The following is a 13895-nucleotide window of genomic DNA, read 5'->3' as shown; positions in this document are numbered from 1 at the left end:
GGGCCCGGGACTCAGTACTGTCGGAGCATGGAAGGCACCGCGTACACCCCGACCGACTGCGAACGCTGGGACACCGAGCCGGACAAGAGGCCGGGCCGCACCGCCTTCCAGCGCGATCGCGCGCGCGTGCTGCACTCCGGTGCGCTGCGCCGGCTCGCGGGCAAGACCCAGGTGGTCACACCGGGCTCGCTCCCGCAGGCGGGCGGCGCCGTCCGGGCGGGGGAGACCGCGTTCCAGATCTGGGACTCCAGCCCGCGCACCCGCCTCACGCACTCCCTGGAATGCGCCCAGGTCGGCCGGGAACTCGGCGCCGCGCTCGGCTGCGACCCCGATCTCGTCGAGACCGCCTGCCTCGCCCACGACCTGGGCCACCCGCCGTTCGGCCACAACGGCGAACTGGCGCTCAACGACTTCGCCGGGGACTGCGGCGGCTTCGAGGGCAACGCCCAGTCGCTGCGCCTGCTCACCCGTATCGAACCCAAGCGTTTCGTCCCGTCGGACGCCACCGGCGAGCCGGTCAGCGTCGGACTGAACCTCACCCGGGCCGCGCTCGACGCGGCCACCAAGTACCCATGGCCGCGCGGCGGACACCCCACCGAGCCCGGCTCGGTGAAATTCGGGGTGTACGAGGACGACCTGCCCGTCTTCGACTGGGCCAGGCGCGGCGCCCCGGCCGACCGCAAGTGCTTCGAGGCCCAGGTCATGGACTGGTCCGACGACGTCGCGTACTCCGTGCACGATGTCGAGGACGGGCTGCACGCCGGGCACATCGACCCCGGCTGTCTGACCTCCGGACCCGAGCGGGACGCCATCATGGCGGTCGCCATCGGCCGTTACGTACCCGGCGACACCGATCCGGCCGAGCTCACCGACGCACTCGACGGCCTCCTCGCCCAGGAGTGGTGGCCGCACGGCTACGACGGGACCGCCGTCGCGCAGGCCCGGCTGAAGGACGCCACCAGCCAGCTCATCGGCCGGTTCTGCCTGGCCGCCGAGAGCGCGACCCGGGAGTCGTACGGCGCGGGGCCGCTCACCAGATACGCGGCGGAACTGGTCGTTCCACGCCGGGCGCGACTGGAGTGCGCCGTCCTCAAGGCCGTCGCCGACCTCTATGTGATGCAGCGGGCGGAGCAGGAGCGGCTCCGCATCGACCAGCGCGAAGTGCTTGCCGAGCTGGCCGAAGCGCTCACGGCACGCGCGCCCGAAGGGCTCGACCCGCAGTTCCGGGCGCTGTTCGAAGCGGCACCCGCCGCACGTGACCGCAAACGTGTGATCGTCGACCAGATCGCCTCACTCACGGACACCTCGGCCCGCTCGCTGCACGCGCGGCTGACCGTCCGTCACTGAGGATGACCGCCCGCGGTACGGCTGTCCCGCGCCGCCATGCCATCATGACCGGCCATTCCTGACCGTGCGTGAGCCTCAACACCTCACACCTCTTCCCCCATCACACTCCGTGCGGGACGCTCACAAGTGGCGCCAGCACTCCAAGGAGGCATCAAGTGGTCGACGCACATCTGACGTTCGTCATCATCGGCGGCGGGCTCGCGGGGGCGAAGGCCGCCGAAACCCTCCGCACCGAAGGGTTCGCGGGCCGCGTGATTCTCATCGGTGATGAACGCGACCACCCCTACGAACGCCCGCCCCTCTCCAAGGGCTTCCTGTCGGGGAAGGAGGAGCGCGACAGCGTCTTCGTCCACGAGACCGCCTGGTACGCGCAGGCCGACATCGAGCTGCATCTCGGCCAGACCGTCGTCTCCATCGACCGCGCCGTCAAGGTCGTACGCCTCGGTGACGACACGGCCATCCACTACGACAAGCTGCTGCTGGCGACCGGCGCCGAGCCGCGCCGCCTGGACATCCCCGGCACCGGGCTCGCGGGCGTGCACCATCTGCGCCGGCTCGCCCACGCCGACCGGCTGCGGAACGTCCTGGCCTCGCTCGGCCGGGACAACGGCCACCTGGTGATCGCGGGAGGGGGCTGGATCGGCCTGGAGGTCGCGGCTGCCGCGCGCGGCTACGGGGCCGAGGTCACCGTCGTCGAACCGCACCAGACCCCGCTGCACGCGGTGCTGGGCCCCGAGGTCGGCCAGATCTTCACCGACCTGCACGCCGAGCACGGTGTCCGCTTCCACTTCGGCGCGCGCCTCACCGAGATCACCGGCCAGGACGGCATGGTCCTGGCCGTCCAGACCGACGACGGCGAGGAGCACCCGGCCCACGACGTGCTCGCCGCGATCGGCGCGGCCCCCCGCGTCTCGCTGGCCGAGGCCGCAGGCCTTGAACTGGTGGACCGGGCGGACGGCGGCGGCATCGCCGTCGACTCCTCGCTGCGCACCTCCGACCCGGACATCTACGCGGCGGGCGACGTCGCGGCCGCCCAGCATCCGGTGCTCGGCACCCGGCTGCGCGTCGAGCACTGGGCGAACGCGCTCAACGGCGGCCCGGCGGCGGCCCGCGCGATGCTCGGCCAGGGCGTGGCGTACGACCGGATCCCGTACTTCTTCTCCGACCAGTACGACCTGGGACTTGAGTACTCGGGGTGGGCGCCGCCCGGCTCGTACGACCAGGTACTCATCCGGGGCGACGCGGGGAAGCGGCAGTTCATCGCCTTCTGGATGAAGGAAGGGCGGCTGCTGGCCGGGATGAACGTCAATGTGTGGGACGTCACCGAACAGCTCCAGCGGCTGATCCGCTCCGGCGCGACCCTGGACCCCGAGGCCCTCGCGGACCCGTCGGTGGACCTGGCCACGCTGGGCACCTGAGGGCTGTCCCGTACGGAGTGTCCGAGCCGGACCGTAGACTTCACCCGTGGCAGGCAGGATCAACGATGACGACGTGAAGGCGGTCCGGGACGCGGTCCCGATCGACGCCGTCGTTTCCGAGTACCTCCAGCTGCGGAACGCGGGCGGCGGGAACCTGAAGGGGCTCTGCCCCTTCCACGACGAGAAGTCCCCTTCCTTCCAGGTGAGCCCGGCCAAGGGCCTCTTCCACTGCTTCGGCTGCCAGGAGGGCGGGGACACTCTCGCCTTCATCATGAAGATCGACCACCTCTCGTTCTCGGAGGCGGTCGAGCGGCTCGCGGGCACGGCCGGCATCACCCTCCGGTACGAGGAGGGCGGCTACACCCCCAACAGCCAGCGCGGCGAGCGCATCCGGCTGGTCGAGGCGCACAAGGTGGCCGCGCAGTTCTATGTCGAGCAGCTCGACAGCGCCGAGGCCGAGATCGGCCGGAAGTTCCTCGCCGAGCGCGGTTTCGACCAGGCGGCGGCCACCCATTTCAGCGTCGGCTACAGCCCGGCGGGCTGGGACCATCTGACCCGCTACCTGCGCGGCAAGGGCTTCTCCGACAAGGAGCTCATCACCTCCGGCCTCTCCCAGGAGGCCCGCGGCGGCAAGCCCATCGACCGCTTCCGCGGCCGGCTGATGTGGCCGATCCGCGACATCAGCGGCGAGGTCGTCGGCTTCGGCGCGCGCAAGCTCCGCGACGACGACAACGGGCCGAAGTACCTCAACACCCCCGAGACATCGATCTACAAGAAGTCCCAGGTCCTCTACGGGATCGACCTGGCCAAGAAGGAGATCGCCAAGTCCAGCAGGGCCGTCGTCGTCGAGGGGTACACGGATGTCATGGCCTGCCATCTGGCCGGCGTGACCACCGCCGTCGCCACCTGCGGCACGGCCTTCGGCACCGATCACATCAAGATCCTCCGCCGGCTGCTGATGGACAACGGCAGCGCCCGCGTGATCTTCACCTTCGACGGGGACGCGGCCGGACAGAAGGCGGCCCTGCGCGCCTTCGAGGACGACCAGAAGTTCGCCGCCGAGACCTATATCGCCATCGCCCCCGACGGGATGGACCCCTGCGATCTGCGGCTCGCGCAGGGCGACGAGTCGGTGCGCAGCCTGGCCGAACCCCGTACCCCGCTCTTCGAGTTCGCGCTCCGCCAGATCATCGCGCGGTACGACCTGGAGACCCCGGCGGGCCGGGCGACGGCCCTCGACGAGGCCGCGCCCGTGGTGGCCCGGATCAAGAACAGCGCCTCGCAGCACGAGGTCGCCGTACAGCTGGCCGGCATGGTCGGCATCCTCGACACCCAGTTCGTGGTCAAGCGCATCAGCCAGCTCGCACAGTGGGCCCGCGGCCGGGGCAACGCACCGGCGCCTTCGCGCGGTGGCCGCCCCCCACAGCAGCAGACCGAGGCGCCGCGCCCCCCGTCGAGCGGCCCCGCGCTCCACCTCCGCAGCCCCGCGCACCGCACCGAGCGTGAGCTGCTGAAGCTGGCACTGCAACGCCCCGAGCTGGTCTCACCGGCCTTCGACGCCTACGGGGCCGACGAGTTCACCGCCCCGCCGTACGCCGCCGTGCGCGAGGCGATCATGGAGGCGGGCGGCGCGGAGGCGGGCATCACCGACTCCTTCGAGTACCTCACCCGGGTCCGCGCGGCGGCGCCGAACGACACGGTCCGGGCCGTGGTCACCGAGCTGGCCGTGGAGGCGATCATGCGCCGTACGGTCGACGAGCTGTACGCGGGCGAGCAGCTGGTCCACGTCCGGCTGCGCGCGGTCGACCGGCGGATCACGGACGTCCAGGGCACCCTGGCCCGGGCCTCCACGCAGGGCGACGCCGAGCAGTACGCGGCGGTCCAGAGCGAGTTGTGGACCCTCCAGCAGTACGGGCAGTCCCTGCGCAACCACGGCGCCGAAGCGCTCTGACCGAAGCGCTCTGACGGACGCTGACGGAGCCGGACCGGAGCGCTCTGAGCCGGACCGGAGCGGACCGAGCCCGGACCGGAGCGGACTGAGCCGAGGCCGTGCGGTGGCGTTCCCATAACCGCCGGGTCACGAACCGGACTCAGAAAGTCACCGCACACCCCTCGTGGCCGCGCTGTGTCGTGCCCCACACTGGGCAGCGGCGCCTGAGACCGGCCGGCACATGGGGGACGGAAGGCAGCTCGGCCGCCGCTGTCCCGCTGCCGCACGCCCCCGATCCGGCAGTCATCCTGGAGGCCGCCCCCGTGCAGACCCGGACCCCGACCGAAACCGACGTGGCCCCGGCAGTCCCTCAGCAGGGCCCGGCCGCAGGTCACCCCGAGACCGTCCCCGGCCCGGCGAGGCCCGCACCCGCGGCCGTCCCCGAGGTCGTGGCCGAGGACCCGGACGAAGCGCCCGCACTCGCGCGTACCGGCGCCGCGGACACCGGCGGCCCCTCATCCGACCTCTTCCGCCAGTACTTACGGGAGATCGGCCGTATCCCGCTGCTCACGGCGGCCGACGAGGTGGAACTCGCACGCTGTGTCGAGGCGGGCCTCTTCGCCGAGGAACGGCTGGGGAGTTCGGCCGATCTCGACTCCCGCCTCGCCATGGACCTGGACCGCCTGGTGGTGCTCGGCCGGATGGCCAAACGGCGGCTGATCGAGGCCAACCTCCGCCTCGTGGTCTCCGTCGCCAAGCGGTACGTGGGCCGCGGGCTGACCATGCTCGACCTGGTCCAGGAGGGAAACCTCGGCCTGATCCGGGCGGTGGAGAAGTTCGACTACGCCCGCGGCTACAAGTTCTCCACGTACGCGACCTGGTGGATCCGCCAGGCGATGTCCCGGGCCCTGGCCGACCAGGCCCGGACGATACGGGTCCCGGTCCACGTGGTCGAGCTGATCAACCGGGTGGTGCGGGTCCAGCGCCGGATGGTCCAGGAACGCGGGTACGAACCGACGCCGGACGAGGTCGCGGCCCAGCTCGAACTCACCCCGGAACGCGTAGGGGAGGTGCTGCGGCTCGCCCAGGAACCGGTGTCCCTGCACGCCCCGGTGGGGGAGGAGGACGAGGTGGCGCTGGGCGACCTGATCGAGGACGGGGACGCGGCGTCCCCGGTGGAGTCGGCGGCGTTCCTGCTGCTGCGGCAGCACCTGGAGGCAGTGCTCTCCACGCTCGGCGAACGCGAGCGCAAGGTCGTCCAGCTCCGCTACGGCCTGGCGGACGGCAGGCCCCGCACGCTGGAGGAGATCGGACGGATCTTCGGGGTGACGCGGGAGCGGATCCGCCAGATCGAGTCCAAGACCCTGAACAAACTGCGGGACCACGCATTCGCGGACCAGCTGCGGGGCTACCTGGACTGAGCGCAACCCCGCAGCGACATACCCCGACCGCTGATCCCGACCCGCTGGCCCGGACCTGCTGATCCAGCCCCGCTGGCCCGGACCGACAGCCCCGGACCCGCTGATCCAGCGCCACTGGTCCGGACCGACAGCCCCGGACCCGCTAATCCACCTCCACCACCGCCTGCGCGAACTGCGCCGCATAGAGCCGCGCATACGCCCCGCCCGCAGCCAGCAACTCCTCGTGCGAGCCCTGCTCCACGATCGCCCCGTTCTCCATCACCAGAATCACATCCGCGTCCCGGATCGTGGAGAGCCGGTGCGCGATGACGAAGCTGGTGCGGCCGTGCGACAGCCGGGCCATCGCCTGCTGGATCAGCACCTCGGTACGGGTGTCGACGGAGCTCGTCGCCTCGTCGAGCACCAGGATCACCGGATCGGAGAGGAAGGCCCGCGCGATCGTGATCAGCTGCTTCTCGCCCGCGCTCACCCCCGTACCCTCGTCGTCGATGACCGTGTCGTACCCCTCGGGAAGGGTGCGGATGAACCGGTCGGCGTGGGCCGCCCGGGCCGCCTCCTCGACCTCCTCGCGGGTGACGGCGCGCGACGAGCCGTACGCGATGTTCTCCGCGATCGTGCCGCCGAACAGCCAGGTGTCCTGGAGCACCATGCCTATCCCGGAGCGCAGCTCCTCACGCGTCATTCTGGCGACGTCGGTCCCGTCGAGCGTGATCCGCCCGCCGGTCACCTCGTAGAACCGCATGAGCAGATTGACCAGGGTCGTCTTGCCCGCGCCGGTCGGTCCGACGATCGCGACCGTGTGCCCCGGTTCGACCGAGAGCGACAGATCGTCGATGAGCGGCTTGTCGGCCTCGTACCGGAACGAGACCTTCTCCAGCGAGATGTTGCCGCGCACCGCCACCGGACGGTCGGCAATACGGGCACCGGGCACCGCGTCGGACACCGCGCCCGCTACCGCGTCGGATCCCGCAATGGATTCCGTCCCGGAGGAGTCCGTGTCGGGCGTCTGCTCCTCCGCGTCGAGCAGCTCGAAGATCCGCTCGGCGGACGCCACACCCGACTGCACCAGGTTCGCCATCGAGGCGACCTGGGTCAGCGGCTGCGAGAACTGCCGCGAGTACTGGATGAAGGCCTGCACATCACCGATCGACAGCGACCCGGAAGCGACCCGCAGCCCGCCGATGACCGCCACCAGCACGTAGTTGAGGTTGGAGACGAACATCATCAGCGGCTGCATGATGCCGCTGTTGAACTGGGCCTTGAACCCCGCCTCGTACAGCGCGTCGTTCTGCTCGCGGAAGGCCTCGGCCGACTCCTCCTGCCGCCCGAAGATCTTGACCAGGGCGTGCCCGGTGTACATCTCCTCGATATGGGCGTTGAGCTTGCCGGTGACCTTCCACTGCTGCACGAACTGCGGCTGGGACCGCTTGCCGACGCGCGTGGCCACCAGCACCGAGAGCGGCACGGTGACCAGCGCGACCAGCGCCAGGATCCAGGAGATCCAGAACATCATCGCCAGTACGCCGATGATGGTGAGCAGCGAGTTCATGAGCTGGCCCATGGTCTGCTGCATCGTCTGGCCGATGTTGTCGACGTCGTTGGTCGTCCGGCTGAGCACCTCACCGCGCTTCGCCCTGTCGAAGTACGACAGCGGCAGCCGCGAGAGCTTCGCCTGGATCTCCTCGCGCATCCGGTACATGGCCTCATTGATGATCCGGGCCGCGAGCCGGGTGGTGACGAGCATCAGCAGACCCGCGCAGGCGAAGGCCGCCAGCGCGAGCAGCAGGATCTCTCCCACCTGGGTGAAGTCGATGCCCTTGCCCGGCGTGAAGTCCACACCGGAGAGCATGTCGGCCATCGCGCCCTGACCCCTGGCGTGCAGGCCCTTCAAGGCCTGCGCCTTGGTCGTGCCCGCGGGCAGCTGCCGGCCGATGATCCCGGCGAAGATCAGGTCGGTCGCCCGGCCGAGGATCTTCGGCCCGACGACCGAGAGCGCGACGCTGCCGACGACGGCCAGCAGCATCGTGAACAGAGCGGCACGGTCCTGCGCCAGCTGCCGCAGCAGCCGCTTGCCCGATCCCTTGAAGTCCATGGACTTCTGGGTCGGTCCTGCCATCATGCGTCCACCAGGACCGGCCATCAGGCTGCCTCCGCCTCGGTCAGCTGGGAGAGCACGATCTCCCGGTATGTCTCATTGCCGTCCATCAGCTCGTGGTGCCGGCCGGTCCCGACGACCTGGCCCTCGTCCATGACGACGATCCGGTCCGCGTCGCGGATGGTCGAGACGCGCTGGGCGACGATCACCACGGTCGACTCCGCCGTCTCGCGCCGCAGCGCGGTCCGCAGCGCCGCGTCGGTCGCGTAGTCCAGCGCCGAGAACGAGTCGTCGAAGAGATAGATCTCCGGCCGCTGGACCAGCGTCCTGGCGATCGCCAGCCGCTGGCGCTGCCCGCCGGAGACATTGGTGCCGCCCTGGGCGATCGGCGCGTTCAGCCCGCCTTCGAGCGCCTCGACGAACCCCTTGGCCTGCGCCACATCCAGCGCGTGCCACAGCTCATCGTCGGTCGCGTCCGGGTTCCCGTACCGCAGGTTCGTCGCGACGGTCCCGGAGAACAGATACGGCTTCTGCGGCACCAGGGACACGGTCTTCGCCAGCAGGACCGGGTCGAGTTCCCGTACGTCAGTGCCGTCCACCAGCACCGCGCCGCCCGTGGCGTCGAACAGCCGGGGTACGAGACCGAGCAGCGTCGACTTCCCGCTGCCGGTCGACCCGATCACCGCGGTCGTCTCACCGGGCAGCGCCTCCAGGGCGACCTCCCGCAGCACCGACGCCTCGGCGCCCGGGTACTTGAACCCGGCCCCGCGGATCTCCAGATGGCCGTGCCTGGCCAGCTCGGTGACGGGATTCATCGGCGGCACCACGCTGGAGTCGGTGGAGAGGACCTCCTGGATCCGCTCGGCGCAGACCTCCGCGCGCGGCACCATCATGAACATGAAGGTGGCCATCATCACGGACATCACGATCTGCATCAGATAGGAGAGGAACGCGGTGAGCGCCCCGATCTGCATCGCGCCGCTGTCGATCCGGTGCGCGCCGAACCAGACCACCGCGATCGACGACACATTCACCACGGTCATCACCGTCGGGAACATCAGGGCCATCAGCCGCGCGGTCCCCAGCGAGACGTCGGTCAGTTCGGCGTTGGCGCCCTTGAAGCGCTCCTTCTCGTACGCGTCCTTCACGAAGGCGCGGATGACCCGGTTGCCGGTGATCTGCTCACGCAGCACCCGGTTCACCGTGTCGAGCCGGACCTGCATCTTCCGGAAGAGCGGCCGCATCCGCCGGACGATCAGCGAGACCAGTACGAGCATGACCGGGACGACCGCGATCAGGACCAGCGAGAGCGGGACGTCCTGGCCGAGCGCCAGCACGATGGCGCCCACGCACATGATCGGCGCCGAGGCCATCAGGGTGAACGACATCAGGACCAGCATCTGGATCTGCTGGACGTCATTGGTCGTCCGGGTGATGAGGGACGGGGCGCCGAAGTGCCCGACCTCGCGGGCCGAGAAGGACTGCACCCGGTCGAAGACACCGGCACGGATGTCCCGGCCGAGCGCGGACGCGGTCCGGGCGCCGAAGTAGACGGCACCCCCGTTGCAGATCACCTGAACCACGCTGATGGCGATCATGAGACCGCCGTAGCTCAGGATGTAACCCGAGTCACCCTTCACGACACCGTTGTCGATGATGTCCGCGTTGAGCGTCGGCAGATAGAGGGTGGCGCAGGTCTGGAGCAGCTGAAGCAGCGCCAGCAGGGCCATGGGTTTCTTGTACGGACGCAAATGGGTCCGCAGGAGCGATATGAGCACGTGCGTCTCTCGGGTCGGCGGTCCGGCGGGGCTTCCGGCAGGGCAGGTGAAGGCAGGGACGGTGTCCGGCCGTCCCAGTTTCCGGTACCGCGCAACCTGATACGAACCGTTTTCCTCAAACAGGGGTCAAGAAGGGGAAGGGGGTCAGGAGCGAGGTCGGGACACAGCCGTCAGGACGGCGTGCCGAACGCTCCGGGATGGATCTGGTCACGCGTCGCCGCGTACTGCTTACGCACGGCCTGCCCCACCGCGAGCCCGTCGCCCGGTTCGAGTACCTGCGCCGCCGCGCCCTGCCAGGCGGGCGGGGTCTGCGGATCCAGCGTGCCCTCGGAAACACCGAGTGCCCAGGCCGCCTGCCGGGCGGCACCGACCGCCGCGTAGTCGGCGGGCTGCGGGACGACGACCTGTGCCCCGAAGATGCCGGGGGCGGCGGCCTGGACGGCGGGCAGTTCGGCGGCGGCGCCCAGCAGGAACACCCGGCGCACCTCGACGCCGCGGTCCCGCAGTACGTCCATGGCGTCCGCCAGCGAGCAGAGCATTCCTTCGAAGGCCGCCCGCGCCACATGCTCGCGCTTCATCGATTCGCGGCGCAGCCCGGACAGGGTGCCCGCGGTGTGCGGCAGCTGCGGGGTGCGCTCGCCCTCCAGATACGGCAGGAGCACCACCCCGGACGCGCCCGGGGTGGAGGTCAGCGCGAGTGCCGACAGGGCCTCAAGATCCTCGGCGCCGAGGAGCTCGGCGGTGCCGCGCAGCGCCCGTACGGCGTTGAGCGTGTGTACCACCGGCAGATGCATCCCGGTGGCGTCGGCGAACGAGGTGATCATCCCGGACGGGTCGGACAGCGCCTCGTGGTGCACGGCCATCACCGAACCCGACGCACCGAGCGACACGACCACGTCGCCGGCGGAGACCCCCAGTCCGAAGGCGGCGGCCATCGTCTCGCCGGTGCCGGCCGAGATCAGCAGCCCCTCGGGGGTGGTCCCCGCGGAGTCGGACGGGCCGAGCACCTCCGGCAGCGCGGCCGGGTGCCCGAGGGCCAGCTCCACCAGATCGGGGCGGTAGGCGCCGGTCGCAGCCGACCAGTAGCCGGTGCCCGACGCGGCGCCCCGGTCGGTGATCCGCCGGGCGGGCCGCCCGAGCAGCTGCCACACGAGCCAGTCGTGCGGCTGGAGCAGCGCGGCGATCTTCGCGGCCGCCTCCGGCTCCTGCCGCGCCAGCCAGCGCAGCTTCGACACCGGCTGCGCGGCCTGCGGTACGGAGCCGACCGCCTCGGCCCACGCGGACCGGCCGCCGAGCGAATCGATCAGATCCGCCGCGGCGACCTGCGCCCGCTTGTCGTTGCCGATCAGCGCGGGCCGTACGAGATTGCCCTGCCGGTCCAGCGGCACCAGGCCGTGCTGCTGGGCGGACACGCCGATGGCCTGCACGCCTTCCAGCAGCCCGCCGGACGCGGCCTCACCGAGCGAGAGCAGCCAGCTCTGCGGATCGGCTTCGTGCTTGCCGGCCGCATTGGCGCTGTTGGTGCTCTCACCCGCCTCGTCCGTCTGTGGATGGGGCGCATACCCCTGGCGCAGCACGGCACCTGTGTCCGTGTCGCACACGACGATGCGCGTGAAGGCGGCTGAGCTGTCAAGACCGGCGACTATCCCCATACGGCCCGATTGTGCCGCACGCCGGAACGTCAGGTGTTGCTGGTGCCCCAGTCGTCCTCGACAGCCCCGTTCCGCTCCCGCAGTGAACGGACCCGGTGGGCCATCGCGTCGGGCATCCTGTCGCCCATCTTCGCGCTCACGGTGTGGAGCGCCTTGCCCGCGACATCCCGCCCGTTCTGCGCGGCGGCCTCGGCCGCGTTGCGTACGGCCGGGTTCTCCGCGACCTGGCGGGCGGACTTCTTCAACTGCTCGTAACGCTCCCGACCGGCACGTGTGCCGATCACATAACCGAGAGCGAGTCCCACGACGAACGTCAGCTTGTACCGCATGGCTGCCTTCCCTTGTGCCGGTGCTGCCCGCCTACCCGGCCGGCACGTGATCACCCGGGGCGGAACCGATTGGCGGAGCACCCCCCTGCTTGCGCTAATGTATGTGTCGCAGCGAGCACACGCCCCCCGGGAACGATTCGGTGGGTACGTTCGGTGCACAGCAGCAATCCCCTGTAGCTCAATTGGCAGAGCAGCCGGCTGTTAACCGGCAGGTTACTGGTTCGAGTCCAGTCGGGGGAGCGCGGTCCCCTGTAGCTCAATTGGCAGAGCATTCGGCTGTTAACCGGAGGGTTACTGGTTCGAGTCCAGTCGGGGGAGCATGACGGAAGAGGGCCCCTCAGGGGGCCCTTTTTCATGCTGTTTTCTTGCTGTTTTCCGCCGGGGTGGAACCGCCCCGTCCACGGCGCAGTCCTCATGGTCAGCGAAGCCGACCATCCGAGGCAGGAGATCGTATGAGCGGCTATGCTGCGGCAGACGGCGCGTACACGTGTACGCGCCACGCCGTAATGGGGCGGTAGCTCAGCCGGTTAGAGCAGCGGACTCATAATCCGTCGGCCGTGGGTTCGAGTCCCACCCGCCCCACACAGAAGAAACGTCGTGACCTGCGGATACGCTTCGCCAAGCGTACCGCGGTCAAGGCGTTCGCCACACAAACGCCACACCGAAGCCCCGTACGATTTCTTCCATGGCTTCGATCAAGACCAACTCCCGGCTGTCCGGAGACCCTTCTTATACCGTCGTATGGCGGGCCGGTGGCTCCCGGACGGGGGGCTGGTGCCGTGAGACCTTCGACGATGAGGACCAGGCGAAACGTTTCCGCGACCTGGTCAACGGTCACGGACAGCAATGGCCCCCGGGGTGGGTCAAGGGGGAGGGGTTTGTCGAGCCGAGTGAGCCGGACGTGAGTGACGCGGAAATGTTCCCGCTGTTCGCGCACAACTACGTGGGGCTGCTGACCGACATATCGGACCACACGAGAATCAACTCACGGCGGGCGGCCGCCCAAGTTCGACAAAACCGACTACCGCGAGCGCCACGCGGTGGAGTGCGGGATCAACCGACTCAAGCGCCACCGCGCGGTGGCCACCAGATACGACAAACTCGCCGTCCGCTACGAAGCCACAGTCACTATCGCCGTCATCAACGAGTGGCTGTGACCAGCACTTTCAAAACACGCCCTACGGCAGCGTGAACCCGTCGACCACACCGACGGCGACGCTCACCCCGCAGCAGATCAACGTGGTGCGCGGCAACTACTCGCTGCCGCCGATCACGTTCTACAAGGCGCAGGTGCGGGTGGACGGTAAGCCGCGCAAGGTGCTGCCGGAGGACCTGTGGATTCTGGTGCCGCCGGATCGCGAGAAGTGGGCGCAGACGCAGCTCGGTGTGACGGCCGAGGCCCTGGTTCTTTCGCGCGGCACGAACCCGGAGATTATCCGGGAGGATGCCCCGGGCATCATCATCACCCGCGGTGTCCAGGATGACCCGGTGCAGATCTGGACTAAGGGTGCCGCTGTGGGGATGCCGGTGATGCATACGCCGGACGCGCACATCGTGGCGAAGGTGCTGTGATGCCGCGCCTTGTTGCTGCCGTGTACGTGCAGGACCCGTCGACGCGGGAGGAGCTGATCCTCCTGCCCGGCGAGTGCCCGGAACCGGAGGTTGCCGCGCTGGTGACGAACCCGGATGCCTGGGACGAGCCACCCGAGGTCTGCGAGCCGGAGCCGGAGCCGATCGCGGTGGGGGAGCCCGATCCCACCGCAGGGAACGGCGAGCAGGAGTCGGAACAGGCGGAGGCCGGCGGGCGTGGCGGCGCGAAGAAGTCGCCCCCGCGGCGGGCTCGCTCGTCGTCGTGATCGTCCGTACGGCCCGGAACCAGGGACGCTCCCCGGTGCCGGGCCGTACCTCGTGTGGAGAAGGAGGAC

10 protein-coding genes, 3 tRNA genes and 1 pseudogene are annotated in these 13895 nt (G+C 69.9%); 10 read left to right on the top strand and 4 right to left on the bottom strand.

The window, feature by feature from the left end; translation table 11 throughout:
- Positions 1 to 27 precede the first annotated feature (27 nt).
- The 4 genes from OHB13_RS10445 (at position 28) to OHB13_RS10430 (ending at position 6116) form a co-directional block, all read left to right on the top strand.
- Positions 28 to 1347, top strand: a complete 1320-nt coding sequence (locus tag OHB13_RS10445; protein ID WP_328376879.1) for a deoxyguanosinetriphosphate triphosphohydrolase — start codon at positions 28 to 30, stop codon at positions 1345 to 1347.
- Between the two features lie 155 nt (positions 1348 to 1502).
- Positions 1503 to 2765, top strand: a complete 1263-nt coding sequence (locus OHB13_RS10440; RefSeq protein ID WP_266857266.1) for an NAD(P)/FAD-dependent oxidoreductase — start codon at positions 1503 to 1505, stop codon at positions 2763 to 2765.
- A 46-nt stretch (positions 2766 to 2811) separates the two neighbouring features.
- On the top strand, positions 2812 to 4716 hold the full coding sequence (gene dnaG, locus OHB13_RS10435) for a DNA primase (RefSeq protein WP_328376878.1): 1905 nt from the start codon (positions 2812 to 2814) through the stop codon (positions 4714 to 4716).
- A gap of 179 nt (positions 4717 to 4895) precedes the next feature.
- Positions 4896 to 6116 carry an RNA polymerase sigma factor gene (locus tag OHB13_RS10430; protein ID WP_405750975.1) on the top strand — a complete coding sequence of 407 codons (1221 nt, stop codon included), beginning with the start codon at positions 4896 to 4898 and terminating at the stop codon, positions 6114 to 6116.
- 142 nt (positions 6117 to 6258) lie between these two features.
- Here the strand turns inward: OHB13_RS10430 and OHB13_RS10425 are convergent, their stop codons facing one another.
- From OHB13_RS10425 to OHB13_RS10410, 4 genes are all read right to left on the bottom strand, one after another.
- A complete protein-coding gene (locus OHB13_RS10425) occupies positions 6259 to 8256 on the bottom strand; it encodes an ABC transporter ATP-binding protein (protein WP_328376877.1) in 1998 nt (665 codons plus the stop codon).
- The gene (locus OHB13_RS10420; protein ID WP_328376876.1) at positions 8256 to 9989 is read right to left on the bottom strand and encodes an ABC transporter ATP-binding protein; all 1734 of its coding nucleotides are present in this window, start codon (positions 9987 to 9989) and stop codon (positions 8256 to 8258) included. The genes OHB13_RS10425 and OHB13_RS10420 overlap by 1 nt, the downstream gene beginning before the upstream one ends.
- A gap of 170 nt (positions 9990 to 10159) precedes the next feature.
- The gene (locus OHB13_RS10415; protein ID WP_328376875.1) at positions 10160 to 11641 is read right to left on the bottom strand and encodes an FGGY family carbohydrate kinase; all 1482 of its coding nucleotides are present in this window, start codon (positions 11639 to 11641) and stop codon (positions 10160 to 10162) included.
- Between the two features lie 29 nt (positions 11642 to 11670).
- Positions 11671 to 11970 carry a YtxH domain-containing protein gene (locus tag OHB13_RS10410; protein ID WP_328376874.1) on the bottom strand — a complete coding sequence of 100 codons (300 nt, stop codon included), beginning with the start codon at positions 11968 to 11970 and terminating at the stop codon, positions 11671 to 11673.
- A 167-nt stretch (positions 11971 to 12137) separates the two neighbouring features.
- Here OHB13_RS10410 and OHB13_RS10405 point away from each other — a divergent pair.
- From OHB13_RS10405 to OHB13_RS10380, 6 genes and pseudogenes are all read left to right on the top strand, one after another.
- Positions 12138 to 12210: transfer RNA gene (locus OHB13_RS10405), tRNA-Asn, on the top strand.
- 5 nt (positions 12211 to 12215) lie between these two features.
- Positions 12216 to 12288 (top strand) — tRNA-Asn (locus OHB13_RS10400).
- A 190-nt stretch (positions 12289 to 12478) separates the two neighbouring features.
- A tRNA-Ile gene (locus tag OHB13_RS10395) sits at positions 12479 to 12552 on the top strand.
- A gap of 401 nt (positions 12553 to 12953) precedes the next feature.
- Positions 12954 to 13127: pseudogene (locus tag OHB13_RS10390) on the top strand (IS5 family transposase); the annotation flags it as partial.
- 31 nt (positions 13128 to 13158) lie between these two features.
- The gene (locus OHB13_RS10385; protein WP_328376873.1) at positions 13159 to 13542 is read left to right on the top strand and encodes a major capsid protein; all 384 of its coding nucleotides are present in this window, start codon (positions 13159 to 13161) and stop codon (positions 13540 to 13542) included.
- Positions 13542 to 13826: a hypothetical protein gene (locus OHB13_RS10380; protein WP_328376872.1), complete on the top strand. Its 285-nt coding sequence runs from the start codon at positions 13542 to 13544 to the stop codon at positions 13824 to 13826. The genes OHB13_RS10385 and OHB13_RS10380 overlap by 1 nt, the downstream gene beginning before the upstream one ends.
- The last annotated feature ends 69 nt before the right edge of the window (positions 13827 to 13895 follow it).

This window comes from Streptomyces sp. NBC_00440, from assembly GCF_036014215.1.
Classification (GTDB): domain Bacteria; phylum Actinomycetota; class Actinomycetes; order Streptomycetales; family Streptomycetaceae; genus Streptomyces.
The sequence above is the reverse complement of the archived record's forward strand: the minus strand, read 5'-3'. Positions and strand labels throughout refer to the sequence as shown.